This window comes from Pedosphaera parvula Ellin514 (genome assembly GCF_000172555.1).
In the GTDB taxonomy this organism is placed as follows: Bacteria; Verrucomicrobiota; Verrucomicrobiia; order Limisphaerales; family Pedosphaeraceae; genus Pedosphaera.
The window spans coordinates 1-18,027 of the sequence record NZ_ABOX02000054.1 but is presented as its reverse complement, the minus strand read 5'-3'; the positions used below and the strand labels follow the sequence as shown (position 1 = coordinate 18,027).

At 51.2% G+C, this 18,027-nt stretch carries 13 protein-coding genes; 8 read left to right on the top strand and 5 right to left on the bottom strand.

The annotated features are described in order from the left end of the window. The first annotated feature begins 52 nt into the window (after positions 1-52). From CFLAV_RS26970 to CFLAV_RS26960, 3 genes are all read left to right on the top strand, one after another. Entirely contained in the window at positions 53-2,605 is a 2,553-nt protein-coding gene (locus tag CFLAV_RS26970; protein ID WP_007418063.1) for a c-type cytochrome, read from the top strand. Between the two features lie 24 nt (positions 2,606-2,629). Beyond that, positions 2,630-3,367 (top strand): ThuA domain-containing protein, encoded by a 738-nt coding sequence (locus tag CFLAV_RS26965; RefSeq protein ID WP_007418062.1) that lies wholly within the window; start codon positions 2,630-2,632, stop codon positions 3,365-3,367. A gap of 189 nt (positions 3,368-3,556) precedes the next feature. After that, entirely contained in the window at positions 3,557-4,816 is a 1,260-nt protein-coding gene (locus CFLAV_RS26960) for a pyridoxal phosphate-dependent aminotransferase (protein WP_007418061.1), read from the top strand. Between the two features lie 118 nt (positions 4,817-4,934). On the opposite strand, the gene CFLAV_RS26955 is transcribed toward CFLAV_RS26960, so the two are convergent. The 3 genes from CFLAV_RS26955 to CFLAV_RS34410 form a co-directional block, all read right to left on the bottom strand. Continuing rightward, on the bottom strand, positions 4,935-5,606 hold the full coding sequence (locus CFLAV_RS26955; RefSeq protein ID WP_007418060.1) for a response regulator transcription factor: 672 nt from the start codon (positions 5,604-5,606) through the stop codon (positions 4,935-4,937). A 30-nt stretch (positions 5,607-5,636) separates the two neighbouring features. Continuing rightward, positions 5,637-8,150, bottom strand: coding sequence for a PAS domain S-box protein (locus tag CFLAV_RS33260; protein WP_050785966.1), 2,514 nt, complete (start codon positions 8,148-8,150; stop codon positions 5,637-5,639). A 1,068-nt stretch (positions 8,151-9,218) separates the two neighbouring features. After that, on the bottom strand, positions 9,219-9,578 hold the full coding sequence (locus CFLAV_RS34410; protein WP_007418055.1) for a hypothetical protein: 360 nt from the start codon (positions 9,576-9,578) through the stop codon (positions 9,219-9,221). Positions 9,579-10,950: 1,372 nt separating this feature from the next. Between CFLAV_RS34410 and CFLAV_RS26935 the strand changes: the two genes are divergently transcribed. From CFLAV_RS26935 to CFLAV_RS26915, 5 genes are all read left to right on the top strand, one after another. Beyond that, positions 10,951-11,241 carry a hypothetical protein gene (locus tag CFLAV_RS26935; RefSeq protein WP_007418052.1) on the top strand — a complete coding sequence of 97 codons (291 nt, stop codon included), beginning with the start codon at positions 10,951-10,953 and terminating at the stop codon, positions 11,239-11,241. A 23-nt stretch (positions 11,242-11,264) separates the two neighbouring features. Next, positions 11,265-11,756 (top strand): hypothetical protein, encoded by a 492-nt coding sequence (locus tag CFLAV_RS26930; protein ID WP_040550372.1) that lies wholly within the window; start codon positions 11,265-11,267, stop codon positions 11,754-11,756. 115 nt (positions 11,757-11,871) lie between these two features. Then, on the top strand, positions 11,872-12,504 hold the full coding sequence (locus CFLAV_RS26925; protein WP_040550370.1) for a HEAT repeat domain-containing protein: 633 nt from the start codon (positions 11,872-11,874) through the stop codon (positions 12,502-12,504). A gap of 193 nt (positions 12,505-12,697) precedes the next feature. Beyond that, a complete protein-coding gene (locus CFLAV_RS26920) occupies positions 12,698-13,633 on the top strand; it encodes a hypothetical protein (protein WP_007418049.1) in 936 nt (311 codons plus the stop codon). Then, positions 13,630-14,244, top strand: a complete 615-nt coding sequence (locus tag CFLAV_RS26915; protein ID WP_150107619.1) for a hypothetical protein — start codon at positions 13,630-13,632, stop codon at positions 14,242-14,244. Before CFLAV_RS26920 ends, CFLAV_RS26915 begins: the two co-directional genes overlap by 4 nt. A gap of 410 nt (positions 14,245-14,654) precedes the next feature. Here CFLAV_RS26915 and CFLAV_RS37035 read toward each other — a convergent pair whose 3' ends face one another. Both CFLAV_RS37035 and CFLAV_RS35790 read right to left on the bottom strand, forming a co-directional pair. Beyond that, positions 14,655-15,548 (bottom strand): type II secretion system protein, encoded by an 894-nt coding sequence (locus tag CFLAV_RS37035; protein ID WP_160164670.1) that lies wholly within the window; start codon positions 15,546-15,548, stop codon positions 14,655-14,657. A 58-nt stretch (positions 15,549-15,606) separates the two neighbouring features. Further along, on the bottom strand, positions 15,607-18,027 hold a 2,421-nt coding region (locus CFLAV_RS35790), incomplete at its 5' end, for a carbohydrate-binding protein (protein ID WP_007418044.1).

Below are 18,027 nucleotides of genomic sequence, written 5' to 3'. Positions count from 1 at the left end.
TCCTTTTTGCTGGAGGGATGAGGCAGCATGAGTTATTGTCGGCGCACACACCATGAACCGCTATACAATTTTGTTTGCGAACGTGTTGGCTGCCTTTGCTACCTGCACCCTACCCGCTCAGCCCGTCGGCTCGATCGAAGTCAGGCGTGAGACAGTAGAAAAAGTTCCCCCCATCCAGATGTTGGCACCGGGATTTAGCGTGCGCGAGTTGCCGCTGAATCTGAAGAACATCAACAACCTGGTTTATGCGCCGGACGGACGGCTTTTCGCACTGGGATATAACGGGGTTGTTTATCAATTGAAAGATACGGATGGCGATGGGTTGGAAGATACAGCAACGCTTTTTTTTGCAAATAAGCCGGAGCAGATTCTTCCGAGCATCGGCATGTGTTGGGGACCGGGCGGGCTTTACATCGCGTCACGTGGACGGGTGATCCGGTTGAAAGACAAAGGGGACGGGACAGGTGAATTGGAAACAATCGCGAAGGATTGGGTTAAGCCAACCGGCATGGCGGGGTCGGGTCTGGACGCGATTGGAATAGCGGTGGATCAGCAAGGGAATGTTTTCTTCGGTCTTGGGTGCGATGATTGGCACGAGGCTTACCGGGTGAACAAGGAAACCGGCAAGTCGGATTATAACATTCACAGCGATCGTGGAACGGTTCAAAAACTTTCGTCGGACTTCAAGACGCACGAGGCCATCTGTACGGGTATACGGTTCACGATTTCGATGGCCTTCAACGCGAATGGAGATCTGTTTGCGACCGACCAGGAAGGGGCGACGTGGTTACCAAACGGAAATCCTTTTGATGAGCTTCTACACATCCAACCCGGAAGGCATTATGGATTTCCACCACGGCATCCGAAGTATTTGCCGAACGTGATTGATGAACCAAGCGTGTTTGATTATGCGCCGCAGCATCAGTCGACATGTGGTTTGCATTTCAATGAGCGGCTGGCAAATGGAAAAAACGTGTTTGGGCCATCGTGGTGGCAAGGCGATGCACTGGTTTCCGGTGAATCGCGCGGGAAGATTTGGCGGACGAAGCTGGTCAAGTCCGCAGCGGGTTACGTGGCGCAAACCGAGTTGATTGCATGTTTGAACATGCTGACCATCGATTCAATTCCTACGCCGCAAGGAGATTTGCTTGTCACGTGCCATTCGGGAAAGCCGGATTGGGGCACCGGGCCTGAAGGCGAAGGCAAGTTGTTCAAGATTTCGTATACTGATAAAATGGCGCCGCAACCGGTGTTCGCCTATGCTTCAAGTCCGACTGAAACACGCGTAATTTTTGATCGACCGCTGGACCCGGGGAAGTTGAAAAACCTGGCGAAACTGTCGAGCATTACAATGGGCCGATATGTAGGAGCGGGCGATCGGTTTGAATCATTTCAGCCGGGTTATCAAGCGGTGAAAGATCAAAATGAGGTTCCCCGTTTCAACCTGCCGGTTTTGACAGGAGGGCTGAGTTCCGATAATCGTTCTCTGGTACTTCTGACAGCTTCGCGCAAAGAGGCGGTGAACTATGGAGTTCAATTGCCTGAAGGCGAATCAGCGGAGCGCACGCACGATGGAAGTCGTCACGAGATGCCGCAACAATCGGCAATTGATGTACTGAGTGACCTCTCCGGCGTGGAGGTCGAGTGGCGGGCGGCATCAGGCAAAGAGAAGTGGTCAGGCTGGCTTCCGCATTTGGATTTGAGCGTGGCAAAAGGTTTTACCGAGGCGAGCGAGGAACATAAGCATTTGTTTGGACTTTTGAAGAGGCCGGGGAAATTGACACTTCGCAGTCAGTTGGATATGGGATTAATGCTACATCCAAAAACGCAGCCGGGCGCCAAACTGGATTACGAATATCCACCCGAAATGGTGACTGTAGTATTTAAAAGCGATGCCAAGTTGAAGTTGAAAAGTGGTGCCAATGTGAAAGTTCGCCGGATGAACGACAAGGAGTTGGAGATCACGACGATGCCGAAAGCGGATCAGTGGGTGCCCATCGAGATCAGCCTGATGACTGGGGAGTGCGAACCGAAAATTGATGTGAGCTGGTTTACGGCGGAAGATTCACGTCCACGTCCGCTTCAGTTGCGGCGCATGCTGATGCCTTGGGCCACGCCCCATGCGGAGGAATTGCAGCAGGTCACGGAACGAAGGATACCCGAGATTGTCGGGGGAGATTGGCAGCGCGGTAAAAAGGTTTTTTATGGGGAGCAGGCCGCCTGTTTCAAATGTCATCAGGTTGCCGGTGTAGGTGGCAAGATTGGACCTGATTTGTCGAATTTGCCGCAACGCGATTACGCGTCGGTTTATAAGGACATCACTGAACCGAGCGCGGCAATCAACCCGGATCATCTGGCTTACAATATTGAATTAAAAAGTGGCGAAGCGGTGACGGGAGTCATTTTGGAAGATACCGTGGATGGTTTGGTGATTGGGCAAGCCACAGGTCAGAGCATCACGGTTGCTAAAAATCAGATTGCCAGCAGAAAAGCATCGAGTATTTCACTGATGCCGGAAGGTTTGCTACAAGGGTTGAGCAACCAGCAACGGAAAGATCTGTTGACCTTTTTGCTCGTGGAAAGTGCGAAGCAGGCAAAGAATTAACCGTGGAGTTGAAATCAACACTCGATGAAAACCATCCTGTTTCTCTGGAGTTTATTGGTGGCTGCGCTGGTGACGGGTACGCTGCCGGCCGAGGAGGCCGCGGGCAAAATTAATGTGTTGGTCATCACCGGTGGACATGGATTTGAGGAGGAACCGTTCTTCCAGATTTTTAAGGAGAATTCTGAGATCACGTTTACCTCAGCGCAACACGGAAAGACGAATGCCTCTGCCTACGAACGCGACGACCTGCTTAACTATGATGTCGTGGTGTTGTATGACATGCCAAAGAACATCACTGAGGAGCAGAAGACGAAGTTCCTTTCGTTGTTCGAGAAGGGGGTTGGTTTAGTGGTGCTGCATCATGCCCTGGTTTCTTATCAACACTGGCCGGAGTATGAAAAAATTATTGGAGGCAGGTATCCGGAAGCGGATGGCAAGGGCGGCGCAGTGAGTGAGGAAGTTGGGTATCAACATGATGTGGAAGTGCCGGTGGTCGTGCTGGCGAAAGAGCATCCAGTCACAGCAGGAGTGAAGGATTTCATCATTCATGATGAAATTTATTGGGGATTTCGCACGGAACCGGATGTGGTGCCGCTGATCACAACGACACAACCGAAGAGCGGGAAGCCGCTCGCGTGGTATCGCACGCAAGGAAAATCGCGCGTGGTTTATTTACAATTGGGCCACGATCATTCGGCGTATGAGAATCAGAATTATCGCCGGTTGGTGGCGAATAGCATTCGTTGGGTGGGAAGGCAATGAGATACAGTGAACAGCAGCTTATTTTGGTAAAGTTGATGAAAAAGGCCATGCCATCGTATTCGACGAAACACATTTTGGATTGGTAAGGGAGGGATGATTTAGCTAAGTTGTCGCACCTTTGAGCCAGCTTGAACAAGTTACTGGTTTAAGGCAGGTGTGGAATTTGAGAACAGGAACTAATTGAACGCGATGGAACAGTCAGCTATTCCGGGTTTCCGGTTTGTCCCAAGAACGGGCGTGATTTACGTAATGCATGAGGCGGCGCAGCACGGTTTCAGCTATGATGATCCGGCATGGGCGAACCTCGGCCAGGGTTCACCTGAGACAGGTCCCCTCCCCGATGCGCCCGCGCGAGTTGAAAGCCTGACCATCCCAGCGACATCCCAGCAATACGGTCCGGTCGCGGGAAACAAGGATCTGCGCCAAGCCGTCGCCGATTTTTATAACATCACCTATCGGCGCGACAAAAAATCGAAGTATACACCTGACAATGTCAGCATCGCCAGTGGCGGACGTCTCGCACTAACCCGATTGGCGAGTGCCCTGGGCAACGTAAACATGGGGCATTTCATCCCGGATTATACGGCTTACGAGGAATTACTCAGCGTGTTCAAGGCCTTCACTGCGATTCCGATTTTGCTTGATGCTGAAGCGGGTTATAAAATTCCGCTGCCAGCATTGAAGAAGGAAATTCTTGGGCGCGGTTTGAGCGCGTTGTTGGTCAGCAATCCGTGCAATCCGACCGGCCAGTTGGTGGAAGATGGCGAGTTGCGGGCATGGTGCGCGCTCGCGCGGGAGTGCCATTGTTCCCTGATCATCGATGAATTCTACTCCCATTACATTTACGGTGCCGCCAAAGATGAGCCGGCCAAAATGGTTTCTGCCGCGGCCTACGTCGATGACGTTGAAGCTGACCCGGTGATCATCGTGGATGGTTTGACGAAAAATTGGCGTTACCCTGGCTGGCGCATCAGTTGGACGCTTGGTCCAAAAGCGGTGATTGAAACGATTGCGAGTGCCGGATCGTTTCTGGACGGCGGAGCCAACCATCCGTTTCAGAGCGTCGTCGCCAAGCTGCTGGATCCGCAACTTGCAATCCAGGAAACCGCCGCGATACAGAAACATTTTGCGGTAAAACGTGACTACGTCATGGGACGGCTGAAGAAAATGGGCATCACCATGGATGCTGAACCTGCAGGGGCATTTTATATCTGGGCGAACCTTTCACACCTGCCAAAGCCGCTCAATGACGGCATGAGTTTCTTTCGCGAAGGGTTGAAAGAGAAAGTTATCATTGTGCCGGGAGAATTTTTTGACGTGAATCCCGGCAATCGCCGTGTGCATGGTCGTTATGGAAATTATTGCCGGATCAGCTTCGGCCCGGAGATGAAGAAACTGGAGATTGGATTGGATGCACTGGATCGGGTAGTGAAAAAGTTCATTCGATAAATCAAGATCCCGGAAAAGCCGGTTTTCGTGGGCGAACTGTGCCGCCTCATGATCGCTACTTTGATTATTATGCTCCCAAAATTGTCCAACTCGAAAAACCAGCCAGCCCGGACCTCAGTTACTTTTCAGCCCCTTCCCTGAATGATTGAATCGCGTGCAGCATGACCTCGGTCGAACTTTTTAAATGCAGCTTGTCCTTTATGCGCGCACGAAAAGAGTTGATGGTGGCAATCGTTAGATTCATCTCTTCGGCAATTTGCCGCGTTCCCTTTCCCTGCCCCAGCATGCGAAACACTTCCAACTCCCGGTCACTGAGTATTTCCAGAGGTGACAGCGGCTCATCGGTCTTGCCTTTCATGAATTTCACGAGCATGGAACTTGCCATTCTCTCGCTGAGGTAAATGTCTCCCCCAAGTACTTTGTAAATTGCACCCCTGACCGTCTTGGCTGGCTCGTGTTTCATCACATAACCCATGGCGCCAGCGCGCAATGCACGTTCCGCATAGAGGGATTCATCGTGCATGGAAACCACCAGCACCGGAAGATCGTCGTGCTGATTTTTGATATTTTTTATCAGATCGATGCCGCTCGCATTTCCCAGCGAAATGTCGACCAACACCAGATTCGGTTTCAATGTATTGATGGCCTCCATCGCCTGGACGGCATCTGCCGCCTCGCCGCACACCACCAGAGAAGGATCGCGATCGATCATCTGCTGCAATCCCTCGCGGAACAATGGATGGTCATCAACGATGAGCACACGGCTTTTTTCTGTTGGTTGTTTGGTCATAACCGGCACGCCCAATTCTTATTTTTTGCGCTACTCCTGGATATTGTGCTGTTTTCCATTTTGCTGCAACTCTCGTGATACCGGGAAAAACAGACACGACACTTGCGTTCCCGAACCCGGCTTGCTCTTCAAGCTCAAGGTTGCTCCAATTACCCGTGCGCGATAATGCATAATTCGAATACCCATGCCCGGATGCGCCTTCTCCGGAATGGCCAACCCAACCCCGTCATCCTTCACTGTTAACTCATACCGTCCCCCTTTCACCGGCTCCAGAGTTATAAAAACATTTTGTGCCTTGGCATGTTTCGCCGCATTGGTGACGGCTTCTTGCGCAATGTAATAAAGGTGCAGCGCAATCCCGTTATCCACCGAGACCGGTGGCTCTTCGGAAACAAATCGGCAGGAAATCTTGAACAAATCCCCAGCGTTCGCTGCGAGTTCTTCCAAAGCTGAAACGAGTCCATTTTCCTCCAGCCTGACCGGGAACAAACCTCGCGCCACACTGCGCGTCTGATTGATCGCGGTGTTCAATAAACCACTGATCCGCTCAACCTGGGCTGATTCCGCCTCGCCCTTTTCCTGCAACTTCTCCGCCAGTGTCGAAGTCATGAAAGCAATGCCCGCCAGTTGTTGGCAAACCCCGTCATGCAGGTCGTGGCCGATTCTGCGTTGCTCGCGATTGCTGATCTCCAGAATTTCCCGCTCCAACCTCTTCCTCTCGGTAATATCCCGCGCCATCCCTTCCACCTCCACCTTCTTACCTTCCTGCTCAATCAGCCGGGTGCTGATCTCCAGTTTGATGCGCTGTCCGGAAGCGGATATGAAATCCCATTCTGCCGTCGGCGGGGCTTCACCTTTAATGACCTGCTCCATCCAGTTCGCAGCCGCGCCTTCCTGCTCCTCCGCTATATATTCCAACAGGGTCTTGCCCAAAATTTTCGATCGAGATCGTTGTAACAACTTTTCTCCAGTCGTATTAACGGAAGTGATCCGCCCCTTGAGGTCATGTGTATAGACCATGTCATTGGCATTCTCGAACAGATCTTCATAACGCTCTTTGAGCGTCGCTTCCGCCTGAAGTTTTTGCCGGATGATCTTCGTCTGCGCATTGACTCGACGCCTCAGGTTGGCCACCCAGGCAAAGGCCCCAAGCACTATGATCCCGAGCAGACCAACCATCCACAGCATTTTTCCCAACGTCCACCATGATGGACGTTGAAGCACGAAAATATCCCCCGGTGAACGCAGTAGAATACGAAACGATTTTGCGCGCCAATCCTCCCCAGCGCGCCAATCAGTGCCCGGTTCAATCAGGCAAACACCTGTAACCGTTACCTTGCTGCCATTTTGCAAGTAGGCAAAATCGGTTCCCCCTTCCTTCCGCGGCAGATACGCGTGAAAAATGAATCCTCCAGCCTGCAGCACCATGAACTGTTCCCGGCTATGCCGTGCTCTTTCAAGCAAGGTCGCCTCCATCTTTACCAACCGACAATCGTATGTTCCCTTCAACGCCTCGTTGGCGCTGATGAGCGGCGCTACGGGCAGCGGGTCAGCACCAATCTTCCGGTAAATCGCATCCTCCAACATCGGGGTATATTCACCCTTCGCGGGAAAACCCGAAACCTCCACCCGATCTCCCACCAACAACCGCCCCTGCTGCTGCGTCTGTACGTACAACCCCTCCTTGTCGTCCTGAATGTATAATGCGCTGTCCGGCTGACGATATACCACGGTCCCAATCACCTTCACCCGATGTCCAACCGTCCCTTGCGGATTGAATTGCAGCAGGCTGTCAATCGTCTGGGCCGGCAGGGAAAATGGATCTTCAGTCGCTGGTTTTTCTATGACGATATCCTCCGCGCTGGGTGCGACCACGCGAACATGGAACAACTGCCGCTGCCGATTGAACAAAGTCACGCACACCCCGCGCACCCTCACCGTGCTATCCACCAAATCCTGCAATGGAAGTTTCAAATCCTGAACGTTTGCCATCAATCGTCCGGAACCCGTGGCAATTTCAATCACTTGATGTTTGCTCTGCTCATCAATGGTAACAGCAGTTCGCACGATCCCATGAATCTCCACAAACTGGCTGTCCTCCTGCCCGCTCGCGAGTTGCTGAAAAGTCACCGGCTTCGCCACCGGCAGGGACGCTGTCCCGATCACTCGAATTTGTCTCGGCACCACGATCGGCGCATACTCGCCGGCACTGGTTTCTCCTTCGACCTCCACCAACTGCCCTGGACTCAGCGGCGGCCCTCCCGACAGTTCCAGAAAATAAATACCCGCCGTTTCATCCTGGAGAAAACGGGAGAAAAGACTCGGATCATACACCGTCACCACCCCCTTCAAATGAACCGGGTAATGCTTCGAAGCTTGCTCTGCCGAAAGTCGCCGAATCTCCTCCGCCGTCCGCAATTCCTTCAACGGCTGATCCTGAGCCAGACCGACGATTGCTGATAATAAGACTGTGAGTCCAATCAACACCGGACACGACCAGTCCTTTCCGGCAAGAAGGCCAACTCGATTGCGCCTGGTTTTCATGGTGAAGTCACTATGCATTTAACTTCAGTTTAGGCTTCGACTGCAAGGAATGGGTAAAGTGCAGGTCGAAAAACTTTCCCTCGTCATGGGCATATTTAGAAAGTAAATCCTGATCATTTCTCATTTCTTTCCATAACTTCTTACCCGGTCGGCATCCGTCAGAAATTTTTTAACCGTCCGTTACCGTCTATTGGCGTCCGATACCGACCAATACCGACCGAACCCCCATACACGTATTAAATTTTAACCGTCCATCACTGACCGATAACTTTCGCAGGTTGCCCGCCTCGTTATTCATTATCAACTGTCCATTTTCCATTCCTGAATCCATTCCCTAAATATTTTTTAACCGTTATGTACCGTTATCTGGCGTTATCTACCGTTATCAGGCGTTAGATTCTTCCATTCGAAAATCGAAATTCACCATTCGAAATTTCCTTGACCTTTCGATACCTTCCATTGGCTTCCGACATCCTCCGAACTCACACCCATCTGAATTAAAAACGGTCTCATCAACGGACCACCGACACCCGCCGCTGGACCTCCCATCCGCCACAAACTCGAAACTGAAAACCCGATTTTCATATTTTTTAACACGAGATAACCCGAGATAGCCCGACTTAACCCGAGATAATACGACCTTCCTCCACCCCGCTGATGCCTGGTTTTCTGGACCGGCTTTCAAGTTTTGATGGAATTGATCTCTCATAAAGCCTCGCTGCTCACCTCTCAATCGAGACGGTTCACCATTGGGTGCCCCCATAGCGAGCGGTCCAACTGAGCTGTAAGCTGTGGCTCTATTGGTGTTCATGGGTGTCGACTCGTGGTTGAACTGGAAGTTTTCCCGACTTAACGTGCAGTTGTTCATTATCTATTAGGCTTTCATTTCACATTCACCGCAAACCTTTTACTAACAAACATAGCTTATAATATAATAATGCTTACTATGTCAATATAATTTTATCATAATTAGAATCGTTTTAACCATACTCTTGCAATCTTTGGCATACACGCACCCTTCCTTGCCTCTTACTGCGCATAACCTTCCAAAAAGTCTTACATTTTCACTTATTTCGCCCTGCAAACAGAATGTGGAAAAAGCGCTTTGTGCTTTGCTGACCATGACGCGACCAGCGATTCCAATCCTCCGCGCCAGCTTCGCGGTAGGGAGAGCATTCCTGTGCGCGCCGCACTAATATTGCTAGGGATACTATTCCTCCCCTTGCCCCATCCGCGCACGCGCCCCACAATCCAATCCCACCGCCAGGCACGTTCTCTCCCGTAGGTGACGACGTGAGGAGTCTCTAACCTTGCTTCGCGATCCCCTTCGCGCACGCGACCAACGACTCCAATTCCCCGCGCCAGCTTCGTGGGTAGGAAGAGCACTCCTGTGCGCGCCGCACTGACATTGCCAAGGATACAATTCATCTTTTGCCTCCACCCGCGTACGCGCCCCGCAATCCCAATCCCACCGCCAGGCACGTTCTCTCCGGTAGGTGACGACGTGAGGAGCCTCTAACCTTGCTTCCGCGATCCCCCTTCGCGCACGCGACCAACGACTCCAATCCCACCATCAGCCCCGGAGCGTCAGTTTCCCAACCGGCTTACGATGGAGTCTTCACGAAAATGTCCAATGTGCTCCCTCATTTGGCCCAAGCTTGGGGGATGACTGCCGTGACTTGGAGATTGCTCATGCATGGCAGCCGGGCCGGCACAAGTTCAAAATAGGCACGGGCAAGGCAAACGCGACCACACCAACCGAACCGTTCCGGCCTCAACATAACTGGGAAGGTTTTTGCAAGAAAGGCCATTCAACCAGCTTGCTCATGGCTTTTTCCAACCGTCCTTCCTGCCCATCCTTTACTCCTTTCGCCTGGGGCCAAACCGGTGACCTCTTAAGGCCCGTTGGCGCGGCCCGGTTGCGCTCTAGCTAGGCGCTTCGCCGCGCGACCCCGGAGTGCGACGGGTTCGCGCTCTTTTCCTTTTCAGCCGCAACTTCGCTGATCCAAGAAAGCTAACTCAATACATGAGTATTAAAGTGAAGATCAGGGGGATATTTTAAAACAATTGCCCGCCTCGTGTTGCCGGTAAGAACCGGCTGAAAAAATAAATGAAGATTTTTGAAAGATTCGCCCGTTTTGGAACGTAGTAGTAGTAACTCAGGGCAGTAGAAACAAGCGCAGCAGAAATGAACATTGACTTGGAGCGGGAGATAATCAAAGTCTCCTGCTCAAAGTTGTAAATAGAAGTACCTAAAAGACCACCTGACGTTACTGGGGTGATTACCAGCTAAACGAAAGTCTTCGGCTACTGGGACCTGAGTTTTTGGGCGTTTAACCAGTAAATGTATGCTCGAACTTATCCATATAACCGCTGCTTATTCAAACGCTGTGCTGGTTGCGATTTTGCCACACGTTTCAGATTTCGCGAAGAAACTGGACTTGCCGATACCGCAGCCTATAGCTGCGAACCAAGTGATTTGGTTCAAGCAAGTGCCTTTCAAGGGGCAAATCGACGGGGCTTTGGTATTAAGCAACAACTGTTGGTTTCATTTCAGTTCGCACGGGTACGTATGGAGATAAAAAATCAAATGAATGGATGGTGCAATGGCCATCTGAGGATGGTGGCAAGACCCCCGTTAAAACGCACAGACTGAATGCAGAATGGCCATATAATAACATGCCCTACGTGTCATACGGTCCATTTAGAATTCTCTCCGACAAAGACCCAGTTCCAAGGTCCAATAAAGTCTACATATTCTTTTATAAGAACGTGGACTGATGGTATGAATCGGTAAGTTATGTTTCTTAAACGTGCCTTGAGAGTCGCGAGCAACCGAACTGTTGAAGTGGTCGGGATATGTACCTTGATTCTTTACGTTGGGAGCTACGCCTATCTGTACGCCCACAAGTCTCCTGCGGGCAATCTCAGGTATTTTGTTTATTCGAAGGGTGGTGTCGAAGTGGATGAACAGGAACATGTTTTATACTATTGCTACTACCCTATATACAAAATCCACAAATGGTTTGGTGGCGTTGAGCATAACATAGATCGGCCTAAAATGGTTTTCCCGAAGGACTTCAATGGTTGATGGTGATGAGACGTAAGCGTCCCATGAAAAACAAAATCATCTCCATAGTCTCACTTGTCAGCCTCACGATTGGTATGGCAATAGCCAGTGCTGGCTGTCATTCCACAACAACTACCGCTGACCAAAAATATAGTGCTTGGGAAGTCGAGACATTCAAGAAAGAGGCACGATCACATCAGGACGTTGTGTTGGTTTGCATTTACGAAAGCCAACTTCAAAGGATGCCATTGCCCCGCAAACACCGGGTTGACAGCAAGGCAACTGTCGTTCGCAGCTATAAGGGAGCTTGGCAGGTCGGAGAGCCAATCGCCTTTTACCGAGAATTGGAATCCGTTCCGCAGGACTGGAAGCCAAATGTTGGCTATCTCGTTTATCTGCTTTTCGATAAACATACGCCGGAGCCAGTCGGTATTGATACGGGAGAAGATTGGGCATACAAGCCGGAGTTTGAGCGTGCATTACGGTCCGTTCCGAGTTCTAGCAAAAGCGAAGGGCGATCCCGTTCCGGTAAGTGATAAGGTATATATTCTCTTATAACAACGTGCCCTGACGTCAGGTATGAGCGATGCGGTTCATTTGGCTAACACAAACTCTCCCGGCTTTCGGGCTGCAAACCGTCATGCTCACACAATGAAGAAACGAGTACGCATCGGGCTTGCCATCTTGGTGGCAGCCCTTGTTGCTGGATTTGGCTGGCAACTGCTGCATCAGAAAGAACCAAGCTATCAAGGACGGTATTTGAGTGATTGGTTGGAAGAAGTTTGGTATCTTGATGGGGGAGTTGATCCAGAGGCCGAGAAAGCTGTCCGGCAAATTGGAACGAATGCGATCCCGTACTTGTTAAAGCTGGCGATAACAAGAGACTCGGCGTTGAAAGCAAAAGTCACGGCGATCTTGCCTGAGAAGTGGTTTGTCAGTTACGCAACGCGGTCCGCTCACAACCACTTCTCCGCTGCTTTCGGATTTGACGCGCTCGGCTCTGCGGCGGAACCAGCGGTGCCAACATTGATTGGTTTGTTGGATGACAAAGACGACGATATTCGCAAAACCGCTACGCGTTCGCTTGGTTCAATCGGCCCGGAAGCACAGAATGCTATACCCGGTTTGATAAGGCACCTGAGCGACCCAAATCAGGACGTGCGTGTCTGTTCAGCCGAAGCTTTGAATAATATTCCACCAAAATCAGTTGAGGAGGTACCGGCTTTGCTACAGGTTTTGAACAGCCCGCCAACGGAGTTGTTCATAGCGGATCCGGGTGATTGATCGGCTCGGTGAATTTCAAAGCCAGGCAAAAGCAGCCGTTCCGGCCATTCTGCCATATCTACACAACCAAGACATCTCCACCCGTGATTGTGCTGCTAAAGCTATAAAACAAATTGACCCGGATGCCGCCGCGAGGGCTGGAATCCAATAGCTCTCTTTCCATGAACGGTCGAAGCGTCACAGCAGCGGGGATGTGCCTCTTGGCTTTTTACGTTGGGAGCTACGCTATCTGTACGCCCACAAATCTCCTGCGGGCAATCTCAGATATTTTGTTTATTTGAAGGGTGGTGTTGAGGTAGATAGACAGGAACATGTTTTACTTTGTTACAAAACAGCACTGTACTGTGATATAAGCATGACCTTTACAAAAGCGAGAGAGGAATTTGCCGTCCGATATTATGAATGGGGCACGTTGGAGTTTAAGCGCGAAATGGCAGACTCATTCCCCATCTTGCGCTCCTTTAAGTCAGGACGATTTTGGAAACTTCATCGATTCATGCAGCAACTCGGAAAATATGATCAGATTATTATGGCGAGTGCCCGTCTTAAGCATAATAATCCAGAGGCAATTGCGGCTTTAGGCGAGCATATTACGCCTAAAGAAGAGGCTTTGCTTACGCAGTTTCGCGAGTTTTGCCTGGACTTTCCCACCCGGCAAACCGAGGAGGCCGAAATACGGGCAAGGGTTGAGGCGGCAGGAAGGACCAGGTTTGCCAGCAAAGCAAAAATTCGTCGGGCTATTCTCAAGCAGTTCAGGGGGGCGTTTGAAACTGAGTGCTTTGATCTAGCAATTGTGGGGATTGATCCGGAATTGGATTTCAAAATGAAACGGAACGGATGGATTGTCACCACCCATTTCGATTTTGAGGTGAGAGGCAGGCAGTTTGATTACGGGCATGCCATCTGTAGTGAAGCAAGTATTCCGCCACATGGAATGCCTGCCGTGATATTGGGGTTTCCAAGCTTAACTGGCTGGCTTGGACTACGGGGTGATACCGGGTGGGAACACCTGATAGATGAAGATATTCAACCTGTTTGCGATTTCATCATTCAGCATTGCAGGATATTTTTCGATGTTCTACCAAAGCTGCTTAAGGGACTTGATTTTGAATCTCTCACTCCCGATTGAATAAAACACATGTTATGGGAGCGACTGGATGGAGTTATTTTGTACCTTACGAGGCGGACATCACAACCGCGTTGCAACGGTTGCGACAAGATGTTTTCGTCCGGGGTGATTACATTTATCGTGATGGTCTTACGCCAGAGGATCGACAGGCTTCGATAGAAAGGATACGTCCAGCATTAGGCCCATGGGTGCAAAGGTGCAGGGAAATCGCCGCTGATTTGCCGGAGCCGAAACGAGCCCAGTATATCGAAATGGCAGAGCAAGCTGAAAGAGAATTGCTCAAATCTGGCATGGACACATCTCAATCTGAACAGAAGCCACAATCAATAGAAGAGTTGTTGCAGCGGCAGGCAGCAAACGGGACTCATTCGGTCCTAGATATGGTTGGCCTTTCTCCGAAGCCCAAATTTGGCGCGATTAGTCCTTTCCCGCGCGCCAAGCTTATAGAGTTGTTTGACTCAGAGACTCCAAACCATGCCGAAATTGAGGAAGCGTATGAATCTGGTTCACTTGAGAAGTATGTCTCCCGCCGATGGCAAGGAATCTATATCATTGTTTACCGCGATGGTTCTCCAGACGAATTGTTTTTCGCCGGATGTTCTGGAGATTGACTGCGGAACCGACAGATTCAATTTGGTTGTGATGTCATGATTCAGAGTAGTCCCCATTTTGTTGAAGTCGCTCCAACCTTCTCTTATATATATCCTGACAAGCAAGGCTTCGTAAGCGCCGCGCGGAGCACCTCTATTCTGTGAAGTCATAATGGACGTAGCATTGGTGTTGAAATCAATTGGGGGTGATGGCAACCCTGGCTAGTGGTGGTAAGCAATTTTAGTGTCAGTTCCGACGCTTTGCGCGGCGTCGTGATGGCCGCTGGTAAAGCAGGTTCCAATTTATGCGTTGTTGTAAAAATGTTGAAAAAAAAGCCCGGACAGGGCGAGAACCTGCTGACCAAAGAACAGGCGGCGGAATGTTTGGGTGTCACCGTCCGTTGCCTTGAACTCGGAGGCACACGACGCTTTTATTGAACACTGCTCGCCCGGTCCTGCAGCCATTTGCAATCACCAGTTGGCGCGTCAGCCGCGATATCATTTCCCGGCTTGGTTAACAGGTTCGCATCACGCCAGCGCTTGATCTCAGCATGCCCGTCAGCAAACGAAATGCCCCCGGCATTATTGTGGTAGGTGGCCGGCGCATTGACCCAATGGTTGACCTGGTTCGGATCACTGACAAAAAAACTGTCGTCCACCGTGCTCGGATTTTCATCGATGAAGACAAAAGCTTGCGAGGTGCTGGGCGAATTAATCATCGCCTGCTTCGTAAAAACGTTGAGCGCATTGGCGCCGCTGTAACCCTTGATTGAATTCCAACTCCTGATCGGGTTCATCCAACAATTCATCGACATGCTGCGAACCCTTGGCTTTCCATAGCTGGTGTTATAAGGAAAAACACTGCGATCTGCTGGACATTTGTAGAGAGTAAAATTATTCACATAAGGGAATAGCAGCCCCACCTGTATCCAATTCGTATCCACCGCACTTGGCCCCGTCATATTCCCCGGGCACCATTGGGAATTGGCGCCCCCCGGCTGCAGGCTGTTATCGGTATAGGCGCCTGGCTGGTTGCTGAGTTCCCCGTTGGGAACGAGCTTATCACTATTGTCACCGGCATACATGATCCAGCCGAGCGTCAACTGCTTCTCGTTGTTGACACACTGAATGGCTTGGGCCTTGATCTTGGCCTTGGCCAGGGCGGGTAACAACAAGCCTGCCAAAATGGCGATGATGGCAATCACCACCAATAATTCTATCAAGGTAAAACCCTGTTGCTTCTTTTCCCTCCGCTCCGCAGGAGACCGGTCGTCCCGCAAATCATCTCCGCGGGAAAACTGATCGGTTATGACTTTTGTTTTCATTTTTCGCATCGTTAAAAGCCCGCCCGGCAGGCCGGGCGGGCTTCGGGATTCAGACCATTTATTGGGCGGACACCCGGTAGAACCGGTTGGTCCCCAGCGGATCACTCACGTTTTTCACCGAGCCATCGCCTGCAACAGTATTCAAGGTGCCCCAGGTGCCAGCATTCAGGTTATTTTTAAACTGGACCGTATAGTTGTGTCCCGCCTGCGTCGGGAACGAGAGCACCAGGTTCGACCCGCTGTGGGAGATTGAAACGGAGACTGGCAACGCTGACGGGGCTGCCGCTGGCACGAACATGAAAAAGTTCGCGTTGAAGCCGCCACCACTGGTTACTTTGAGCGTGTTGGTGCCACCAAGCGCCACCACGGCAGGAGTTCCGTTCGTGTTCATCAACGGTACCCACTGCCAACTTTGCCAACCGGTTCCGGTGGCACTGAAAGATCCCAACGGCTGCGTGACCTGGTTTGAAGTGCCTGCTCCGCTGGTGACCTGGCCAAGCGTAAGACTGTAAGCCCCGGAGCCGCCTGCGAGCCGGCCATAGACAATATAATTAGTGGCGGGGAACGTGCGTGTGTAGTTCAACCAGGTTCCGCCATTCCACCAACCGACATCGTAATCCACAGCACCAGGATCGGTCTGTTGCGCCGTGAGAAATTTCTGACGCACGAAATCCTGATTGGTTTCGCTTCCACACGATTCAAATGGTCGATACAGGAATTGCTCGCCGCTATCGTTAGCGGGAGTGGTCAGGTCAATTCCAATAATGGCTGCATTCGCAGGATCTCCACCGGGATAAACGAAATAACTGTCCGCCGCTGGAGAAGACCGTGGCACCGAATTGTCCACAAACTGACCGCCGTTGAAGTCAAAATCTTCCGCTTCAATCATCAGATTGGACTGGCTGAAAGTGTCGAATGTTGTCGTCAAATTCTGCACCCGGCTGTTCGCATCAGTTGCCGTGATAACCGCATTGTAAACTCCCTGGGCTAGAGGCAGAGTCACATTCCAACTGCTGGAATTGCCACTGAAGACCAGTTGAGAGGAGACATCGGCTCCGTTCAATGTCACATGGACATTGTTGGAACTGACGGTGCTGTTGGCCGAGGTGACAGTAAATGCCAGCTTGTTTGTATTCTGATACGGCTGTGCGCCATCCGGGAAGACATTAACAATGGCCGGAGGCAGATCCGTCCTTGCAGGAGCCAGCATGAAAAAGTTCATGTTCAAACCGCCACCGAGCGGGCCGGAGGTCATTCGCAATGTGGTTACCCCGCTGAGGTGTATGGTCTGAACGTTGCCATAAGAATCGGTCAAAGGTATCAGATCATAAGCATTCCAGCCTCGCGCGGTAAAAGAAAACGTACCTAGTTGCACGACCGTTTGAGTGGTCGTCCCCTGCCCCGCTGTCACCTTGGAAAGAAAACCATTGGCCGCCCCACCATTTCCATTAGCTAGCCGGGCATAGATGGTGTAATCGCCAGCGGGATAGGTCCTGGTGTAATTCACCCATTCACCAGTATTGAACCAGCCTACGGCATAATCCTGCGCACCGGCGGCAGCAAATTTGGACCTCGCGGTTTCGCTGGCCAGGTCGGTGGACATGATATCTCCCACGCGGTAGACTTCCGGACCATCCCCCGTTCCACCGTTACCAGTTTCATTTTCATCAATCCCTTGCATGCCAATACGCCCAAAGTAACTGGTTGCGCTGTTGGTGGCCGAAGGCGTTGAATTATCAATATATAGTCCGCCACCGTAGTCGAAGTCTTCTGCTTCCCAAACAAAATTGGTTGGCGCAAAGGTATCGAAACGCACCGCTGTGGTAAGGGTAAAACCGTTTGCATCCGTAACTTTAATCGTGCCGGTATAGTTTTGGTTCAGGGTCAGGTTCGCATAGCTCACGTTCCTGCTGGAAGCGTTGCCGCCAAAAACCAATTGCGAGGAAACGTCCACACCATTCAACACCACCTGAATGCCACTCGTCGGAATGGTGGTGCTCGGTGAATTTGCACTGAAACTGAAAGTTGTAGCTCCACTCAGGACAGTGGCGCTTCCGTCTGGGGAAATGTTATTGACGGTTGGAGGTAAAGCACCACCGGTTTGATCCAGGATCAGGTCATCAAAGAACAGCGAACCACCATCATTGGCGGGCTGTTGAAAAACAATCTGATAACGCACCTGCACTGTACCGGGAGGCGCAGTGAGACTGGTAACTGTATTAGTAAGCGTAAAGCTCCCCGGATCGAACTGGTTTGTGACCGCCAAGTCAATCCAGGTGTCCGTCGGAGTGGTGGTATCGACATTCCCCGATCGATAAAGTGCGAGGTTGTGACCGCCGGCGTCACGGAAAGCAACCTCCAGCCAGGCAATATTTCCACCAACGATGTGGTCACCTGAAGAAGAGTAAACCCAACCATCCGCCGAATAGACGGCTCCCGGACCCGAGGGTTTATCCTGGTAAATGCCAGAGTAGCTGTA